Raw genomic sequence first — 16,997 nt, 5'->3', positions numbered from 1 at the left:
ACAAAGTGCCGAGCGTGCGGCCATGAAACGCGTTGGCCATGACCACCACCAGCGGCTGTTCGACACCCTTGCGCCAGCCATACAAGCGCGCGAGTTTCAGCGCGGTTTCATTGGCTTCGGCACCGGAGTTGTTGAAGAACGCGCGCTCCATGCCGGCCAACCGGGTCAGACGTCTGGCCAGTTGTTGCTGCCAGTCGATGCTGTACAGATTGGAGGTGTGCAGCAGCAATCCTGCCTGCTCGCTGATCGCCGCGACAATGCGCGGATGCGAGTGGCCGACGTTGGTCACTGCCACACCGGCCACGGCGTCCAGATATTCACGACCGGCCTGATCCCACAGGCGAGTGCCCAGGCCTTTGGTGAAGCTGAGGGCCAGTGGTTGGTAGGTGTTCATCAGCGCGGCGGTCATGACGTGAAACTCCAGTTCGGGTCGGTGTGCTGGCAGTATGGTTAGCCAGCGAAACTGGATAAACTCGGCAAAACTTCAATCATTTGAAAGCCGGGCTTGATAATGGATTTGTTCCAGTCAATGAGCGTGTACGTCAAAGTCGTCGAGGGCGGGAGCATGACCGCAGCCGCTTTGCAGTGCGACATGTCGACGACAATGGTCGGCAATCACCTGCGTGCGCTGGAGCAACGCCTCGGCGTGCAATTGCTGCAGCGCACCACCCGCCGCCAGCGGCTCACCGAATTCGGCAGCGTTTATTACCAGCGCTGCCTGGACGTGCTCGGTCTGGTCGCCGACTCCGAGCGCCTTGCCGAACAGGCCCTCGACGAGCCACGCGGCTTGCTGCGCATTGCCGCGCCGCTGACCTTTGGCGTCGAACGCCTGACCCCGGCGCTCAGCGAATACGCCCTGCTGTATCCGCAAGTGAAACTCGACGTGGTATTGACCAACGGCCGCCCGGACCTGTTGGAGAATGGCCTCGATGTTGCGTTCCGGCTGGGCAGTTTCGATGAGTCTTCCAACCTGATCGCCCGCCCCTTGATCGACTACACCCTGACGGTCTGCGCCTCGCCGGATTACATCGCGAGACGCGGCATGCCGCACACCCCGCAGGATTTGCAGCAACACGATTGTCTGTCCTTCGCCTACCCTGCCGGGGATGACTGGCAATCAGTGGAAAAACGCTGGCGCCTCAGTGGCCCGGAGGGCGAAGTCCTCGTCGACGTGAGCGGCCCGCTGCTGATCAACAGCTCCGCCGGTTTGCACCAGGCCGCGCGTAACGGCATGGGCATCATGATGCTGCCCGATGCACTGGTCGAACAGGACCTGCGCGAGGGCAGACTGGTCAAGGTGGTCGCCGATTACCCGCCACCGAGTCGGCCGATGCATCTGCTGTACGCGCCGGATCGTTATCGTTTGCCGAAACTGCGCAGGTTCGTCGAATTTGCGATGCGCACCTGGGGGAAACCTGACGCCGGGCGCTCAACCATCGAAAGCTGAAAAGGACATCAATCCATGCAGAACACACTCAACGTTCGCAACTTGCGTCCCGATGAGACAGAGTCGGCGCGGCTGTTTCTTGGCGAGCATGGCTGGCGCCATCGCACCGGCGACGCCGAGTCGTTCGCTCGCTTGATCGGCAATTCGCAACGCACAGCCGTCGCCCTGCTCGGCGATCAGATCGTCGGCTTCGCCCGCGGCATCACTGACGAAGTCTCCAATGGCTACCTGTCGATGGTGGTGGTTGATGCTCAGCATCAACGCCAGGGCATTGGCCGGGCGCTGGTTAAGCATGTGATGGGCGACAACCCTGACATCACCTGGGTGCTGCGTGCGGGACGCGACGGCGCGGAAGCCTTTTTCGCCAGTTTGGGCTTTGAGATTTCCGTGATTGCCATGGAACGTCCGCGTCAGAAATAGCAGCGGCTGGGAAAAAACCCGACCACCAGCCCGTTGCTCCGTGACAACGCCGCCCCGCTCCCCTAAATTAGTCGGCCTGAAAAAGCCCTGGGCTTGTTCGTCTCCATTCAAGTTAAAAGTAGTGAAATTTCAATGTCCGATTTCAACACCGCTGAATCCGTAGTCACCCAGTCGTCCAAAGCGGAATACGAAAACTCCATCAATCTTTCACAACACCTGCCACAAGCCAAAATCATCAGCGAGATGGTCCTCGACGCGTTCCAGTCGACCCGCGAGAGCGACCAGATCCGTGAACTGCGTGCCGCGATTCGCCAGGCTCATGACAGCTTCGATGACGACAAGGCCTACGAACTGATGGGCGAACTCAAAGCGCTGAAAGACGCCGAGGCCGCAGACCTCGCCGCGCTGGAAGACCTGAGCAGCAAGTTCTCGATCGGGCGCATTCTGTCCAGCTTCAAGGACGATCCGGCGTTTCAGGAAATCGTCTACGGCCTCGCGCTGAAAGTGCTGAACCAGACCCATCAGGCGATCAGCAATCCGGGCGGCGGCAAGGGCAAGGCTGCGAAGAAGAAAGAAGTCGAAATCTTCACCATCAGCAAGGACGGCGCCAGCGTGACCCTGCCGCTGCGCACGCCGCGTTCGCGTCTGAACGTAGATCGTGAAGCGTTGGAGTTCCTTGGTTTCACCTTCGTCGGTGAAGGCGATGAAGCCGAGCTGGAAAGCGAAACCTTCCTGGATAACGCCGGGACGGAACAGGCTGTGAACCGCAAGAACATCATTACTGCGTTGCAGCAGAAGACGGCGTTTGATGGGTATAGCATCGCGGCGCAGTAAGCCGCAGAGTGCTTGTGAAGAAGCCCCGCGCTGAGTGATCAGGCGGGGCTTTTTTTTCGGCTGGGGATTGGCGGTGTTGAATCGATCGTCGCCCCTCACCCCAGCCCTCTCCCGAGGGAGAGGGAGCCGATTTAGGCTGTTTTCAAGATTGTGGTTCACTCAATATTCAGGTCGCCGTAGTTTCAGAGAACGACTCGGTCAGTCCCCTCTCCCTCCGGGCGGTCCGACGTTTCGGGAGGGTTAGGGTGAGGGAAACAGGCGCCACAGATCTCAAGCCGAAGCGTGCACTGCCGCGATCATGTCCACTTCGATCGCCGCATTCTTCGGCAGCTGATACACGCCAATGGTCGTGCGCGTATGCCGCCCGGCATCGCCGAGCACATGGCTGAACACATCCGAAGCGCCGTTGGCCACTTCGCTCAGGTCGACGAAATCAGCCGTCGACTTCACATATACCGTCACCCGCAGCAGCGCGCGGATCTTGTCCAGCGACCCCACCGCATCGACGATCAGCGCCAGGCAACGCATGGCGCTGATGCTCGCAGCGGTTTGCGCGTCCTTCAGTGTCAACTCCAGCCCGACACGGCCCGGATACAGAATCTTGCCATTGACCCGCGGCACCATCCCGCTGACGTACAGCTCATCGTGATGCCGAATCAGCGGCGCGTAATTGCCACCGGCGGTGTTCTCGCCATAAATGTCGTAGTTCAGTTCTTCGGCCAGGGCGATAAAGCGCTCATCGCAGGTCATCCGTTCGGTCATTGCGCCCAGCCTTTTGATCGGTGCAGGTTGAGACAGTTGGGCGCCGGAAAACAGGTGGGGCTATCACTGTCGTGGTTGGATCCGAATCTAGGTCTTTTACCGAGAGCCCGCAACCGCAACCCTCTGATGGAATTCAGTGGCAGGGCTATTCGCGAGCAGGCTCGCTCCCACATTTATTCTGCGTCGCCCACCTGTCTGCTGTGGGAGCGAGCCTGCTCGCGAAGGGTGGCACCTCGAACCAGCATAATGCAGCCACAAAAAAACCCGCACATCTCTCAATGTGCGGGGTTTTTCGTGAAGCCTTTGAACCTTACGGCGCGTACGTCAGCAGCAGCTCGCTCGGCACCTTGAAGTCCAGAGACATCATGACGCTCAGCGCGGTAATGGTGAAGATCGAGAACACGAACAGCTTGCGTGCCCAGACCGTGTCATCCACTGCCTTGTAGCCGGTCCAGGCCATGTACAGCCAGTACATGCCCATGGCCGCGGCGACGGCGAGGTAGCTCATGCCGGCGTAGCCGCTGAAGGTCAGCATCAAGGTCGCTACGAGGAACGCCAGGATGTAGAGCAGGATGTGCTTCTTCGCCACTTGAATGCCGCGCTTCACTGGCAGCACCGGAATCGAGGCGGCCAGGTAATCGTTGAAGCGGAAAATCGCGATGGCGTAGGAATGCGGCATCTGCCACAGGCTGAACATCACCAGCAGGGTCAGCGCGGCCATGTCGAAGCTGTTGGTGACGGCGACGTAACCGATCACTGGCGGCATGGCGCCCGACAGACTGCCCACCAGCGTGCCGTGAACCGACTTGCGCTTGAGGTACAGGCTGTAGAAGCCGACGTAGATGATGAAGCCGATTACTGCGAACAAGGCAGCCAACGGGTTGGCCACCTTGTACAACAAGGCAACGCCGAGAACACCCAGAATGGTCGCGTAAACCAGTGCCAGTTTCAGGGAGATCAAGCCCTGGACCAGCACCCGGTTCTTGGTGCGTTCCATCTTCAGGTCGATGTCGCGGTCGATGCAGTTGTTGAACACGCAACCGGAGGCCACGACCAGGGAAGTACCGATCATGGCGGCCAGAAACACCGCCAGATCGACATGCCCTTTCGAGGCCAGGAAGAACCCGCCTGCCACAGAAAGCACGTTACCGAAAATGATCCCCGGTTTGGTGATTTGGATAAAGTGCTTGAGCGACATCGGGTCTACCTCACTTCGCCATCATGTACGTGTGGATGCTGAACATGATCCACAGCGACAGGCCAACCAGCAGCACGATCACGATCGCCGTGAAGACGAATGCGATCACGTTGTTGCGCTGAGCAATGGAACGGTCCAGGTGCAGGAAGTAATACAGGTGAACGATCACCTGGATCACTGCGAACAACAGCACGATTGCCAGCGTCGTCGCCTTCGGCAGGCTCGGGTACATCACCAGGCCGAACGGGATGACGGTCAGGATCACCGACAGGATGAAGCCGATGGCATACGACTTTACGCTGCCGTGGCCAGCATCATGGCTGTCATGGGAGTGTGCATTAGCCATTACAGAGTCCCCATCAGGTAAACAACGGTGAATACGCAGATCCACACCACGTCCAGGAAGTGCCAGAACAGGCTCAGGCAGCTCAGACGGGTCTTGTTGGTCGCCGTCAGGCCGTGCTTGTTGACCTGGTACATCATGATGCCCATCCAGATCAGACCGGCCGAAACGTGCAGACCGTGAGTACCGACCAGGGTGAAGAACGCCGACAGGAAGCCCGAACGGCTAGGACCGAAGCCCTCGGAGATCAGCAGATGGAACTCGTTGATCTCCATGGCGATGAAGCCCGCGCCGAGCAGGAAGGTCATGAACAACCAGCCCAGGACCGCCTGCTTCTTGCCTTTGTACAACGCCAGCATGGCGAAGCCGTAGGTGATCGAACTGAACAACAGCAGAGCGGTTTCGCCCAGCACGTAAGGCAGTTCGAAGATGTCGTGGCCCGACGGGCCACCGGCAACGTTGTTTACCAGTACTGCGTACACCGCGAAGATCGACGCAAACAGAATGCAGTCGGTCATCAGGTAGAGCCAGAAACCGTATACGGTCATCTCGCCCGAGTCGTGGTGGTGGTCATCGTGCCCATGGTCACCATGGGCGTGTCCAACATTGGTCACTAAGTTCGACATGGTTTAAGCCTGTTCCAACGAGGTTTCAACACGGGTGGCACCGGCCGGGATTTTCCCTGCCGCGACCAGACGCTTGTGCTGCTCGGCTTCGATACGCTCGATCGTTTCAACCGGAACCATATAGCCCTGGTCGTCACGTGCAGCGTGAATCACGAAGTAAACGACGGTGCCCACCAGGCTGGCGATCGCCAACCACCAGATGTGCCAGATCATCGCGAAACCGAAGACGGTCAACAGTGCGCCCATCACCACGCCAGTGGCGGTGTTGTTCGGCATGTGGATCGGCTCGTACTTGGCCGGACGCTGGTACGCAGTACCGTTTTCCTTGGCTTCAGTGAACGGGTCGATGCAGTCAGCCTTAGGCAGCACAGCGAAGTTGTAGAACGGTGGTGGCGACGAGGTCGACCATTCCAGCGTGTGCGCATTCCACGGGTCACCGTGATCGCAAACGTTCTCTGGCTTGTTGCGGTCACGCACGCTCACATAGAGCTGGATCAGCTGGCAGGCGATACCGACAGCGATCATCACCGCACCGAACATGGCCACGTACAGGTACGGTACCCACTCAGGGTTGGTGGTGGCGTTCAGACGACGGGTCATGCCCATGAAGCCCAGTGCATAGAGCGGCATGAACGCGACGAAGAAGCCCGAGATCCAGAACCAGAACGCTGCTTTACCCCAGCCTTCGTGCAGCTTGAAGCCGAACGCTTTCGGGAAGTAGAACGCGAAGCCAGCGATGTAACCGAATACCGCACCGCCGATGATCACGTTGTGGAAGTGCGCGATCACGAACAGGCTGTTGTGCAGCACGAAGTCAGCACCCGGGATGGCCAGCAGTACACCGGTCATGCCGCCGATGGCGAAGGTCACCATGAAGCCCAGGGTCCACATCACCTGGCTGGTGAAACGCAGACGGCCCTGGTAGATGGTGAACAGCCAGTTGAACAGTTTCACACCCGTCGGGATGGAAATCAGCATCGTCGCCAGACCGAAGAAGGCGTTGACGCTGGCACCCGAACCCATGGTGAAGAAGTGGTGCAGCCAAACCATGAAGCCCAGTACCGAGATCGCGCCCGAGGCGTAGATCATCGAGTGGTGGCCGAACAGCTTCTTGCCGGTGAAGGCCGAGATCACTTCCGAGAAGATGCCGAAGGCCGGCAGGATCAGGATGTAAACCTCAGGGTGGCCCCACGCCCAGAACAGGTTGACGTACATCATTGGATTGCCACCAAGTTCATTGGTGAAGATGTGGAAATCCATGTAACGGTCAAGCGTCAGCAGTGCCAGGGTCGCGGTCAGGATCGGGAACGAAGCCACGATCAGAACGTTGGCCCAGGTGCAGGTCCAGGTGAAGATCGGCATGTCCATCAGTTTCATGCCAGGGGTACGCATTTTCAGTACGGTCGCGAGGAAGTTGACCCCCGTTAGCGTCGTACCCAGTCCGGACAGCTGTAGCGCCCAGATGTAGTAGTCCATGCCCACGCCAGGGCTGTATTGCAGACCCGACAGCGGTGGATAGGCAACCCAACCGGTCTTGGCGAATTCGCCGACGCCCAGCGACAGGTTGATCAGCACAACGCCGGACACCAGCAGCCAGAAGCTCAGGGAGTTCAGGAACGGGAACGCCACGTCACGCGCGCCGATCTGCAGCGGCACTGCAAGGTTCATCAGGCCGGTGAAGAATGGCATCGCCATGAAGATGATCATGATCACACCGTGAGCGGTGAAGATCTGGTCATAGTGTTCAGGTGGCAGGTAGCCAGGCGAACCTTCGGTGGCCATGGCCAACTGGGTACGCATCATGATCGCGTCGGCAAAACCGCGCAGCAGCATGACCATGGCGACGATGATGTACATCACGCCGATTTTCTTGTGGTCGACCGAAGTCAGCCACTCGGTCCACAGGTACGTCCACTTCTTGAAGTAAGTGATCGCAGCGAACAGCGCCAGACCACCGAGGGCGATCATGGCGATGGTCACCATCACGATCGGCTCGTGGAATGGGACTGCTTCCCAACTTAATTTACCAAACATCGTTTACTCCTCTGCCCCGGCAGCTGAATGCGAACCCGCGTCAATATCCGTGGCCGCCACTTCTTTCTCTTTCTTCTCGTGCTTCAGCGGCTTGCCCGGCTTCATACCTTCGTACTTGTCGACGATGATCTGGAACTGGTTCGGCGTGACCGACGAGTAGAGCTCGACTGGGTTGTTCTGGCTCGGTTTGGCAAGGGCCGCGTACTCAGCTTGATCAAGCTGTTTAGGTGACTTCTTGACTTCACTTACCCAGGCGTCGAAATCTTCCTGAGTGGTGGAGATAGCCTTGAATTTCATACCGGTGAAACCGGCGCCGCTGTAGTTGGCGGAGATACCGTCCATTTCAGCGTTGCGGTCGGCGATCAGGTGCAGCTTGGTCTGCATGCCCGCCATCGCGTAGATCTGGCCGCCCAGACCCGGGATGAAGAACGAGTTCATCACAGCGTCAGAGGTGATCTTGAAGTTGATTGGCGTGTGCGCCGGGAACACGATCTTGTTGACCGTGGCGATGCCTTGTTCCGGGTAGATGAACAGCCACTTCCAGTCCAGCGCAACCACTTCGATGGTCACAGGCTTGACGTCGGACTGGATCGGACGATACGGGTCCAGTTCGTGGGTGGAAATGTAGGTGATGTAACCCAGAGCGATGATGATCAGGACAGGAATGGTCCAGACCGCCACTTCGATCTTGGTCGAGTGCGACCATTTCGGGGTGTAGACGGCGTTCTTGTTCGACGCGCGGTATTTCCAGGCGAACAGGAAGGTCATGACGATAACCGGCACCACGACCAACAGCATCAGCAGGGTCGCGGTGATGATCAGGTTTCGCTGCTCCAGGCCAACCTGGCCCGTTGGATTGAGCAAGGTCATGTTGCAGCCTCCCAGCAACAACGTGCCGAGCAGCGGCACTAGGCCTAGTAATCTGGGGTACCTGTTTTTACTCATCTCACGACCTCTAAAGCAGCTTGCGCAATGCAGTTGGGTTTTGATCGCCAACACTTCACCCTGCCAAGGGTTGGCATTTTCTTTGGATTGAATAAGGGCCGCCCGTCGCGCGTCAGACGCTCGACAAAACCTTGGGACAGCGTTCAGTTCTTATTCGAATTCGTGGTCAAAGGCCTTGTTACAGACCAATTCCATTTGGTGCGGAAAGTTGGAAAGGCACCGACACCTGGGTGTCTCGAAAGCCTCGCGGCTCGCTCGACACCCGACCTTCTGATCAGTTCCTTAATAAAGGCTGAACAGCGCCGGGAATTCAGTGCGGGCGATTGTAGATAGGTAGCGCCCTATACACCATGTCTTATCCCGAAATAATTTTTATCTTTTACAGCAACAATCCATCGCCATTTTTGCAAAAGTGCCGCCTGTTGTTGAAAGGCGTTCTCAACAACCACCGTAAAACCGGTAAGCACACGCGCGTCAGTTCAGACAGCTCCGAAGATTTTTTCTGCACAGCGGAACGGCGCAAAGCCCGATAACCCAAGGCTTCTGGCCATCTGCCTGAAGCTGTTAAAACTGCCTGCTCTGGCACTCACGTCCTAAAGCAAAAAAACCGTCAGACCGACCAATCCTTTTTTGTAACAACGCGGCAATCGGAGTCTGCGGGCGCCTCTGCGACACCCCCTGTGTGACAACATGTCGCACACTTGTCACACCCTCGCTTGCCGTCCGTCAGGATGAGTTCAGCCTCACTCTGAAACGTGCAACGCCCCGATTGGCTGAACCGCCAATCGGGGCGTTTTGTGTATCGGCCACGCTTGCGAAAAGTTGACTCAGCGCAGTGCTTTTCGATTACGCGAAGTCAGCAACGGCACCAGAATCACCACCAGCACGAACGCCACCAGCGCCCACTGCGCCAGCGACAGGCCGAGGATCGGCGGGTATGGCGTCGAGCAGAAGCCGTCGACCTGGAAGCCCAGCGGAAAGATCTTCGCCAGCGGCAGATCGTCGACAATCGGTTGCAGCACATCAACGCCACAGCTGACGGCCGGGTAGAACTGCGTATACACGTGGTGCCCGGCGACCGCGGCGCCGGCAAGCGCGCAAAGCACCACCAGCGCTTCGAACACGGTGATGCTGCGACGGCTGCGCATGGCCGCGCCGATGAACGCGAACAGCGCGATCAGCAGCAACGCATAACGCTGCAGAATACACAGCGGGCACGGCGCTTCGCCGAGCACGACCTGCATGTACAGGGCACCACCGATCAGCGCCAGGCAGATCACCCCCAGCAGCACCAGAAAGCGCCGCTCACGGCCCAATCGAATCGTTTCCTCGCTCATTGCCTTTCCCTTGTTTGTCCATGGTTCAGCTGGCTTGCGGCTGAAGGTCGTCGCAAGTCTACACCGGGGCAATAAACGATAGAGCGGTTAAGGAACCATTAACCCCCAAGGATTCCGGTTGCGTGCAAAAGCGAATCGCCAGCAGGCTGGCTCCCACATTGGCCTGCGCCGAACGCATAACCTGTGGGAGCCAGCCTGCTGGCGATGCGGGCGACCCGGTTTCAGATCATTCCAAAGCAGAAGCCGGCCCGAAGAACTCGTAACGGCTCTGCTTCTCCGGCACACCCAGCGCTTTCAAATGACGCTTGATCGCGCCCATGAAACCTTTCGGCCCAAGGAAATACGCATCGACATCACGTTGCGCAGGCAACCACTCACCCAGCTGATCCTGGCTCAGCATCCCGACCTTGTCCGCCGCCGGACTCACCCCGTCATCCTCCGCGTAGCAGTAAAAACGCTTGAGCTGCGGATGACGCGCTGCGAGGTCGTCGATCCAATTGCGGAAGGCATGCACGCTGCCATTGCGTGCGCAGTGAATGAAATGCACCGGCCGCTCGGTTTGCAGCGCCGCTTCGAGCATCGCCAGGGTCGGGGTGATGCCGACGCCGCCGCTGATCAGCACCAGCGGTTTATCGCTGGCCGACAAGGTGAATTCGCCCGATGGCGGGAACAGCTGAATGCTCGCCCCGACCTGCAACTGATCGTGCAAGTGATTGGACGCGCGGCCACCCGGTTCGCGCTTGACGCTGATGCGGTACTGGCCGTTGTTGGCCAGCGCCGACAGCGAGTAATTGCGACGGATTTCTTCGCCGTCGAGGACCAGTTTCATACCGATGTATTGACCGGGTTCTGCGGCGAGAATCGGGCCCTTGTCGGCTGGCTCGAAGTAGAACGAAGTGATCTCGGCGCTCTCCTCCACCTTGGCCGCAACGATAAACTCACGCGCCCCGCGCCAGCCGCCGACGGCTTGTTCCTTCTGGTCGTAGATGGCGGTTTCAGCGCCGATCAGAATGTCAGCCAACTGGCCGTACGCTGCGCCCCAGGCACTCATCACTTCTGGCGTGGCGATTTCATCGCCGAGCACTTCGGAAATCGCACGCAGCAGGCAGGTGCCGACGATGGGGTAGTGTTCCGGGAGAATTTGCAGGGCGACGTGCTTGTTGATGATTTTAGCCACCAGATCGCCCAACTGATCGAGCTGATCGATATGGCGGGCATACATCAATACCCCGTTAGCCAATGCGCGCGGCTGGTCGCCGCTGGCCTGGTGGGCCTGGTTGAACAGCGGACGCACTTCGGGATACTCGCAGAGCATCATCCGATAGAAATGCGTGATCAACGCTTCGCCGCCGCTTTCCAGCAGAGGCACGGTGGATTTGACGATGGCACGATCCTGAGCGCTTAGCATGAGGGTGACTCCTGAGCCTTATTGAAAGTTATCTTTGGAGTATCAGTATTCGTGCCACTTGTTTTTATCTTATAAATCAATCGCTTGCTTTCTATGTAGTCATAACGACCCAAGCCGGCTTATAGTCTTAGCGACTACATCAGGTCTATTTGACTACACGCCATGATTGCCAAATCGCTGCTCACTGCCCTGCTACCTCTGGTTTCCGACCTGTCGCGCGAACTGCCCGAGGGTGAGCGCTATCGGCGCCTGCTCGAAGCCATGCGCGCCCTGTTGCCCTGCGACGCCGCCGCGCTGTTGCGCCTGGATGGCGAATCGCTGGTGCCGCTGGCCGTCGACGGCTTGAGCACCGACACCCTCGGGCGCCGCTTCAAGGTCAGCGAACATCCGCGTTTCGAAATTCTGCTGGCCGGTGCCGGGCCGACGCGCTTCGCCGCCGACAGCGATCTGCCTGATCCCTACGACGGTCTGGTCGACGGCCTCGACGATCATCTGGAAGTCCACGACTGCCTCGGCTGCCCTTTATTCGTCGATGAAAAACTGTGGGGCCTGATCACCCTCGACGCGCTCGATCCTGAACGTTTCGAGCCGATCGAACTGGATGCTCTGCAAGCCTTCGCCAGCCTTGCCGCAGCTACGGTCAACGCCGCCGAACGCATCGAACGGCTGGCCAGCCGCGCCGAAGACGAGCATCAGCGCGCCGAGGTCTATCGTCAGGCCAGCGGCCAACAGCAGCGCGAAATGATCGGCCAAAGCAAAGCGCATAAACGCCTGGTCGAGGAGATCAATCTGGTCGGCGGCAGCGATCTGACGGTGTTGATCACCGGCGAAACCGGGGTCGGCAAAGAACTGGTTGCCCAAGCGATTCACTCCGCCTCGGCGCGTGCCGACAAACCGATCATCAGCCTCAACTGCGCCGCGCTGCCGGATACGCTGGTCGAAAGCGAGCTGTTCGGCCACGTCCGCGGCGCCTTCACCGGCGCCACCAGCGACCGCCGCGGCAAGTTCGAACTGGCCAATGGCGGCACGCTGTTTCTCGATGAGGTCGGCGAACTGTCACTGACCGTGCAGGCGAAATTGCTGCGCGTGTTGCAGAGCGGGCAGTTGCAGCGCCTGGGCTCGGACAAGGAGCATCAGGTCGACGTGCGCCTGATTGCCGCGACCAACCGCGACCTCGCCGAAGAAGTGCGCAGCGGCCGTTACCGTGCCGACTTCTATCATCGCCTCAGCGTCTACCCGCTGCGGGTCCCGGCGCTGCGCGATCGCGGGCGCGACGTGCTGCTGCTCAGCGGTTTTTTCCTGGAGCAGAACCGCTCGCGCATGGGCCTCAACAGCCTGCGCCTGAACAGCGACGCCCAGGAAGCGCTGCTCGCCTACACTTGGCCGGGCAATGTGCGCGAGCTGGAACATCTGATCGGCCGCAGCGCGCTGAAGGCGTTGGGCAACTGCAAAGTACGGCCGAAGATTCTCAGCCTGAGTGCGGCGGATCTGGATTTACCGCGCGAGGTTGTGGATAACCCGATTGAGAGGGAGGCCAGTGTGCGGGAATTGCCTTCGATCAGCGGCGATCTGCGCAGTGCAACCGAGCAGTTTCAGCGCCAGTTGATCAGCGCGGCGCTGGAGCGCAATCAGGATAACTGGGCGAGTGCGGCGCGGGAGTTGGGGCTGGACAGGGCCAACCTTGGGCGCATGGCCAAAAGGTTGGGGATAAAGAGCTAAAAGCACCCTCACCCCAGCCCTCTCCCGGAGGGAGAGGGGGCCGATTGGGGGGTATTGTAGTAATTCACCGACCTGAACCTGCTCTGCCGAATCCATAATCGACGCGTTTTTTCAGGTCGATATATAACGCAATACAACCCGGTCGGCTCCCTCTCCCTCCGGGAGAGGGCTGGGGTGAGGGGCTCTTGATCTGCAAGCCAGCCGACAACCACCTAAAGCCCACCCCAATCAAGCCGATAACCCGGCATCAATGGTTTCTGGCGACTCCCACCTCGCCCATCACCTTTCTCCACAGAAGGTCCAAATGTCCTCGACAAAAGCCCGCGCAGATTCACTTTCGCTTCTTCTGTTTACCTTGCGCAGCGGCAAGCTGATGGCGATCAACCTGCTGAAAGTCAGCGAAATCATCCCCTGCCCGCCGCTGACCAAGCTGCCGGAGTCGCACCCGCACGTCAAAGGCATCGCCACCTTGCGCGGTGCCTCGCTGTCGGTCATTGATCTTAGCCGGGCCATCGGCGAGCGGCCGCTGGAAGACCCGAACGGCGGCTGCCTGATCGTCACCGATGTCAGCCGTTCGAAGCAGGGTCTGCACGTTCAGGCGGTGAGCAAGATCGTTCATTGCCTGACCACTGACATCAAACCGCCGCCGTTCGGCTCCGGCGGTTCGCGCGCTTACATCACTGGCGTGACCTCTGTTGACGGGACTTTGGTGCAGGTGCTGGATATCGAAAAAGTTATCCACAGCATCGCCCCGGCTCAGATCGAAATGGCCCCTACCGACCTGACCATGGAAGACGCAGAAGTGCTCGGCAACGCGCGGATTCTGGTGGTCGACGACAGTCAGGTGGCGCTGCAGCAATCGGTGCACACCCTGCGCAACCTCGGCCTGCAATGCCACACCGCACGCAGCGCCAAGGAGGCCATCGACTGCCTGCTCGACCTGCAAGGCACCGCGCAACAGATCAACCTGATTGTTTCCGACATCGAAATGTCCGAGATGGACGGCTACGCCTTCACCCGCACCTTGCGCGAGACCCCGGACTTCGCCCACTTGTACGTGCTGCTGCACACCTCGCTCGACAGTGCGATGAACAGCGAGAAAGCCCGACTGGCCGGGGCCAATGGCGTGCTGACCAAATTCTCCTCGCCGGAACTGACCCATTGCCTGATCGAAGCGGCCAAACATGTCGCGGCCCAGGGCCATTGAGTCTTGGCTGAGAGATTCTGCTTCTTGATGCGCCGCGATCTGCACGCAGATCTACCGGACATTCGTTGGCCGCACGGTGTTGAAGTCAGCACTTATCGTGCGCAATCCGCAGCCGCCGTGCACGCGCTGATGCAGCTCGGCTACCGCGAGGGCGGTGGCCGGGTGCCGGCGCTTGAGGTTTGGCAGCAACGGTTCGAAAGCGACCCCGAATACGATCCGGCGCTGTGCTTTGTCGCCAACGATGCCGACGGCGTGGTGGGTGTGGCGCAGTGCTGGACCAGTTCGTATATCAAGAATCTGGTGGTGCATCCGCGGCTCCAGGGACGTGGACTGGGCCGGGCGTTGTTGCTCAATGCGTTCAAGGTGTTTCAGCAGCGGCGCGAAGGTTTTGTTGATTTGAAGGTACTGGAAAGCAATCTGCGGGCGCAGCGGTTGTATGAAAGTGCCGGGATGTATGTGGTTCGCCGGGAGTTGGTGCCGGACTGACCCACCGCTTTCGCGAGCAGGCTCGCTGTTGAAATACATTCCAAACTGTAGGAGTGGGCCTGCTCGCGATAAGGCCGGCACCGGCAACTTCTAACCCTCAGGCATACTCCAACCTTGGCCAATAACAAGGATGCCTCACCATGAAAGCCCTCACCGCCAGCCTGCTCTGCCTCACCGCCCTCGCCTCCCAGGCACACGCCTCCAGCCCCGACGCTTGGGCCGCCTACGACAAAACCGTGCTCGCCAGTTGCACCAAGGCCAGCGGCCTGAAAAACGCCAAACCGGTCGGCACCCCGGCGCAATTCGACGACCGCGTCGGCTACACCGCCGTGCTCCTTCAAGGCCAATACCCGCAAAAACACATGAAAGGCCAGCAAGGCACTGAGCTGTGCCTGTACAGCAAATCCGCGAAAAGCGCATTTGTCACCGAGTGGGACTCGATCCGCCCGACCGCCAAAAACCGCTGAGTGGCGCACAACTTGCTTCGATGCAGGCCTGTACGGTGGTTTTCCGCCGCCGGTTCACACCCTGATTGAAGACAGATCGCTCAATGAATACGACGTTTTCCTGCGTAGGCTGCGGTAAATGCTGCACCGACCACCACGTCCCGCTGACCCTGGCCGAGGCGCGCATGTGGGCAGCCGACGGTGGTCAGGTGATCGTGCTGGTCGAGGCCTTTCTCGGTAACGGCCTCGGGTTGCCGGCGCAGCAACGTGAGCACGCCGAACGCCGTTCAGTGCGGGTTCGCAGCGGCAGCACCGATGCCCATGTGGCGATCACCTTCGCCGCCTACAACGTCGGCCCCTGCCGGAATCTTGACGAAGACAGGCTCTGCCGGATCTATGAGCGGCGACCGTTGGTGTGCCGCATCTATCCCGCGGAAATCAATCCGCACATCCCGCTCAACCCAGCGGCCAAGGATTGCCCGCCAGAATCCTGGGAGCAGGGACCCTTGTTGATTGCCGGGGGCGAATTGGTTGATCAGGAACTGATCGAGTTGATCCAGCGCTCGCGTCAGGCCGATCGCGATGACATTCAAACCAAGGATGCGATCTGCGCATTGCTCGGGATTCGCACCACGGCGCTGAAGGGCGACGGGTTTACTGCGTATCTGCCGAATATGAGTGCGTTTGCTGCGGTGATGGATCAGGTGAGCGAGCAGCTCTCGACGAATGCGCCGAGTGAGTGGCTGTTTCATCTGTCAGGCGAAGATGTTGCCGGGCAAGTCGTGGCGGCTGGGGCGCAGGTGGTGGCCGAGCCGGCGCAGACCTATGCGTTTATATCATTGCGGGCGGCTTGATCTGGATTTTGCATCGAATCTAACGGCGCAATCGCTAGCAGGCTAGCTCCCACAGGGGGGTTTGCGTAACGACGCGGACCTTGTGTAAGAGCCAGCCTGCTGGCGATGACGGCAGAGCAAGCGACCTCAATCGCCAACCTGCCGCCGCTTGCGAATTCATGAAACAAGGCGCGAATAAAACTCAGCGCTTGCCCATCGAACGACGCGTACCCGGCGGCGCCATGCCCGGGGTTTTGGTGTGGCCGTTCCTGGCGCCGTTCTTGTACCACGGCTGATTCGAGCCTTTGGCAGCGGCCAGGTCACCCGGCTTGAACGGGAATTTGAACGCCGGAATCTCAGCTTTGGTGTCGTTGGCATCGGCCAATTCAACCGGGACAGCGCTCACAGCGTCGTCAACCGGCGGCAGGGTCGGGGAAGTCATAAAAGCTCCGCAAAGCAAAAGTCGGGCCCGATCAGTGAGCCGCGAAGGCGCGCAGTATACCTGCACGCCCTGACTCGGCACCTGAAGAATTGCGTCGAACGCCGAACGGTTTGCCGATACGTGACGATGCCTTTGCCGCTGAAGGTCTTCAGCGCTTCGTAACAACCACCCCTCACCCTAGCCCTCCCGAAACGTCGGACCGCCCGTAGGGAGAGGGGACTGATCGTGGGGGATGCGAGAACTACGCCGACTCGGGATATCGAGCCGTACGCGATTTCGAAGCCAACATAGATCGGCTCCCTCTCCCTCCGGGAGAGGGCTGGGCGGGCGGCGTTCCGATGAGGGGCGAATCCACCACAAATCCCAAACCAACCACCCGCTTCTAACCATTCAACATTGAGCGTTAGCTCAAGTGCTCTTGATCTTGCTTTTGACTCACCGGCGACATCGGAAGGCTGAGTGGAGGGATTGATCCGGGCGTGGGAGCGCAGCGACCGTCTGGCGCAGCCA

Annotated in this window: 18 protein-coding genes; 8 read left to right on the top strand and 10 right to left on the bottom strand. The window is 59.4% G+C overall.

Annotation, left to right across the window (positions count from 1 at the left end; all coding sequences use genetic code 11):
* Window positions 1-409, bottom strand: a 409-nt coding sequence (locus tag ACYYKW_RS25125) for an aminotransferase class III-fold pyridoxal phosphate-dependent enzyme (RefSeq protein ID WP_464991454.1), incomplete at its 3' end; no start/stop codon positions are given.
* 102 nt (window positions 410-511) lie between these two features.
* Here ACYYKW_RS25125 and ACYYKW_RS25120 point away from each other — a divergent pair.
* The 3 genes from ACYYKW_RS25120 (at window position 512) to ACYYKW_RS25110 (ending at window position 2,701) form a co-directional block, all read left to right on the top strand.
* A complete protein-coding gene (locus ACYYKW_RS25120) occupies window positions 512-1,447 on the top strand; it encodes a LysR family transcriptional regulator (RefSeq protein ID WP_093098531.1) in 936 nt (311 codons plus the stop codon).
* Window positions 1,448-1,462: 15 nt separating this feature from the next.
* Window positions 1,463-1,867: a GNAT family N-acetyltransferase gene (locus tag ACYYKW_RS25115; RefSeq protein ID WP_464991453.1), complete on the top strand. Its 405-nt coding sequence runs from the start codon at window positions 1,463-1,465 to the stop codon at window positions 1,865-1,867.
* A 132-nt stretch (window positions 1,868-1,999) separates the two neighbouring features.
* Window positions 2,000-2,701 (top strand): hypothetical protein, encoded by a 702-nt coding sequence (locus tag ACYYKW_RS25110; protein WP_203419414.1) that lies wholly within the window; start codon window positions 2,000-2,002, stop codon window positions 2,699-2,701.
* Between the two features lie 270 nt (window positions 2,702-2,971).
* Here ACYYKW_RS25110 and ACYYKW_RS25105 read toward each other — a convergent pair whose 3' ends face one another.
* The 8 genes from ACYYKW_RS25105 to hmpA form a co-directional block, all read right to left on the bottom strand.
* Window positions 2,972-3,463: a RidA family protein gene (locus ACYYKW_RS25105; protein WP_464991452.1), complete on the bottom strand. Its 492-nt coding sequence runs from the start codon at window positions 3,461-3,463 to the stop codon at window positions 2,972-2,974.
* A 310-nt stretch (window positions 3,464-3,773) separates the two neighbouring features.
* Window positions 3,774-4,661: a heme o synthase gene (cyoE, locus tag ACYYKW_RS25100; protein WP_090286075.1), complete on the bottom strand. Its 888-nt coding sequence runs from the start codon at window positions 4,659-4,661 to the stop codon at window positions 3,774-3,776.
* Between the two features lie 10 nt (window positions 4,662-4,671).
* Entirely contained in the window at window positions 4,672-5,007 is a 336-nt protein-coding gene (gene cyoD / locus ACYYKW_RS25095) for a cytochrome o ubiquinol oxidase subunit IV (RefSeq protein WP_007916940.1), read from the bottom strand.
* Window positions 5,007-5,630: a cytochrome o ubiquinol oxidase subunit III gene (gene cyoC / locus ACYYKW_RS25090; protein ID WP_007916943.1), complete on the bottom strand. Its 624-nt coding sequence runs from the start codon at window positions 5,628-5,630 to the stop codon at window positions 5,007-5,009. Before cyoC ends, cyoD begins: the two co-directional genes overlap by 1 nt.
* Before the next feature lie 3 nt (window positions 5,631-5,633).
* Window positions 5,634-7,664, bottom strand: a complete 2,031-nt coding sequence (gene cyoB, locus ACYYKW_RS25085) for a cytochrome o ubiquinol oxidase subunit I (RefSeq protein ID WP_090286080.1) — start codon at window positions 7,662-7,664, stop codon at window positions 5,634-5,636.
* Between the two features lie 3 nt (window positions 7,665-7,667).
* The gene (cyoA, locus tag ACYYKW_RS25080; protein WP_090286083.1) at window positions 7,668-8,609 is read right to left on the bottom strand and encodes a ubiquinol oxidase subunit II; all 942 of its coding nucleotides are present in this window, start codon (window positions 8,607-8,609) and stop codon (window positions 7,668-7,670) included.
* An 827-nt stretch (window positions 8,610-9,436) separates the two neighbouring features.
* The gene (locus tag ACYYKW_RS25075) at window positions 9,437-9,946 is read right to left on the bottom strand and encodes a disulfide bond formation protein B (RefSeq protein ID WP_093098526.1); all 510 of its coding nucleotides are present in this window, start codon (window positions 9,944-9,946) and stop codon (window positions 9,437-9,439) included.
* A gap of 226 nt (window positions 9,947-10,172) precedes the next feature.
* Entirely contained in the window at window positions 10,173-11,354 is a 1,182-nt protein-coding gene (hmpA, locus tag ACYYKW_RS25070) for an NO-inducible flavohemoprotein (RefSeq protein WP_464991451.1), read from the bottom strand.
* Between the two features lie 162 nt (window positions 11,355-11,516).
* On the opposite strand from hmpA, the gene norR reads away from it, so the two are divergent.
* The 5 genes from norR to ACYYKW_RS25045 all read left to right on the top strand — a co-directional run bounded on the left by norR (window position 11,517) and on the right by ACYYKW_RS25045 (window position 16,066).
* Window positions 11,517-13,073 (top strand): nitric oxide reductase transcriptional regulator NorR, encoded by a 1,557-nt coding sequence (gene norR, locus ACYYKW_RS25065; RefSeq protein WP_464991450.1) that lies wholly within the window; start codon window positions 11,517-11,519, stop codon window positions 13,071-13,073.
* 304 nt (window positions 13,074-13,377) lie between these two features.
* The gene (locus ACYYKW_RS25060; protein WP_090286091.1) at window positions 13,378-14,280 is read left to right on the top strand and encodes a chemotaxis protein CheV; all 903 of its coding nucleotides are present in this window, start codon (window positions 13,378-13,380) and stop codon (window positions 14,278-14,280) included.
* Between the two features lie 27 nt (window positions 14,281-14,307).
* Complete coding sequence (locus ACYYKW_RS25055) at window positions 14,308-14,766, top strand: GNAT family N-acetyltransferase (RefSeq protein ID WP_464991449.1); 459 nt, start codon at window positions 14,308-14,310, stop codon at window positions 14,764-14,766.
* 140 nt (window positions 14,767-14,906) lie between these two features.
* Window positions 14,907-15,233: a hypothetical protein gene (locus tag ACYYKW_RS25050; RefSeq protein WP_090286095.1), complete on the top strand. Its 327-nt coding sequence runs from the start codon at window positions 14,907-14,909 to the stop codon at window positions 15,231-15,233.
* Between the two features lie 83 nt (window positions 15,234-15,316).
* Entirely contained in the window at window positions 15,317-16,066 is a 750-nt protein-coding gene (locus tag ACYYKW_RS25045) for a YkgJ family cysteine cluster protein (RefSeq protein ID WP_464991448.1), read from the top strand.
* A gap of 181 nt (window positions 16,067-16,247) precedes the next feature.
* On the opposite strand, the gene ACYYKW_RS25040 is transcribed toward ACYYKW_RS25045, so the two are convergent.
* Window positions 16,248-16,487 carry a hypothetical protein gene (locus ACYYKW_RS25040; protein WP_090286100.1) on the bottom strand — a complete coding sequence of 80 codons (240 nt, stop codon included), beginning with the start codon at window positions 16,485-16,487 and terminating at the stop codon, window positions 16,248-16,250.
* Between the last annotated feature and the right edge of the window lie 510 nt (window positions 16,488-16,997).

The sequence above is a fragment of the Pseudomonas sp. 15C genome, from assembly GCF_055484735.1.
This window is presented reverse-complemented; position numbering and strand designations above follow the sequence as displayed.

Bases quoted from the DNA above. Each gene is read 5' to 3' on its own strand.
- ACYYKW_RS25075 (WP_093098526.1), bottom strand. From the start codon at position 9,946: ATGAGCGAGGAAACGATTCGATTGGGCCGTGAGCGGCGCTTTCTGGTG.
- cyoD (WP_007916940.1), bottom strand. From the start codon at position 5,007: ATGGCTAATGCACACTCCCATGACAGCCATGATGCTGGCCACGGCAGC.
- norR (WP_464991450.1), top strand. From the start codon at position 11,517: ATGATTGCCAAATCGCTGCTCACTGCCCTGCTACCTCTGGTTTCCGAC.
- ACYYKW_RS25040 (WP_090286100.1), bottom strand. From the start codon at position 16,487: ATGACTTCCCCGACCCTGCCGCCGGTTGACGACGCTGTGAGCGCTGTC.
- cyoC (WP_007916943.1), bottom strand. From the start codon at position 5,630: ATGTCGAACTTAGTGACCAATGTTGGACACGCCCATGGTGACCATGGG.
- ACYYKW_RS25110 (WP_203419414.1), top strand. From the start codon at position 2,000: ATGTCCGATTTCAACACCGCTGAATCCGTAGTCACCCAGTCGTCCAAA.
- cyoA (WP_090286083.1), bottom strand. From the start codon at position 8,609: ATGAGTAAAAACAGGTACCCCAGATTACTAGGCCTAGTGCCGCTGCTC.
- ACYYKW_RS25050 (WP_090286095.1), top strand. From the start codon at position 14,907: ATGAAAGCCCTCACCGCCAGCCTGCTCTGCCTCACCGCCCTCGCCTCC.
- ACYYKW_RS25060 (WP_090286091.1), top strand. From the start codon at position 13,378: ATGTCCTCGACAAAAGCCCGCGCAGATTCACTTTCGCTTCTTCTGTTT.
- ACYYKW_RS25055 (WP_464991449.1), top strand. From the start codon at position 14,308: ATGCGCCGCGATCTGCACGCAGATCTACCGGACATTCGTTGGCCGCAC.
- ACYYKW_RS25115 (WP_464991453.1), top strand. From the start codon at position 1,463: ATGCAGAACACACTCAACGTTCGCAACTTGCGTCCCGATGAGACAGAG.
- cyoE (WP_090286075.1), bottom strand. From the start codon at position 4,661: ATGTCGCTCAAGCACTTTATCCAAATCACCAAACCGGGGATCATTTTC.
- ACYYKW_RS25120 (WP_093098531.1), top strand. From the start codon at position 512: ATGGATTTGTTCCAGTCAATGAGCGTGTACGTCAAAGTCGTCGAGGGC.
- ACYYKW_RS25045 (WP_464991448.1), top strand. From the start codon at position 15,317: ATGAATACGACGTTTTCCTGCGTAGGCTGCGGTAAATGCTGCACCGAC.
- hmpA (WP_464991451.1), bottom strand. From the start codon at position 11,354: ATGCTAAGCGCTCAGGATCGTGCCATCGTCAAATCCACCGTGCCTCTG.
- cyoB (WP_090286080.1), bottom strand. From the start codon at position 7,664: ATGTTTGGTAAATTAAGTTGGGAAGCAGTCCCATTCCACGAGCCGATC.
- ACYYKW_RS25105 (WP_464991452.1), bottom strand. From the start codon at position 3,463: ATGACCGAACGGATGACCTGCGATGAGCGCTTTATCGCCCTGGCCGAA.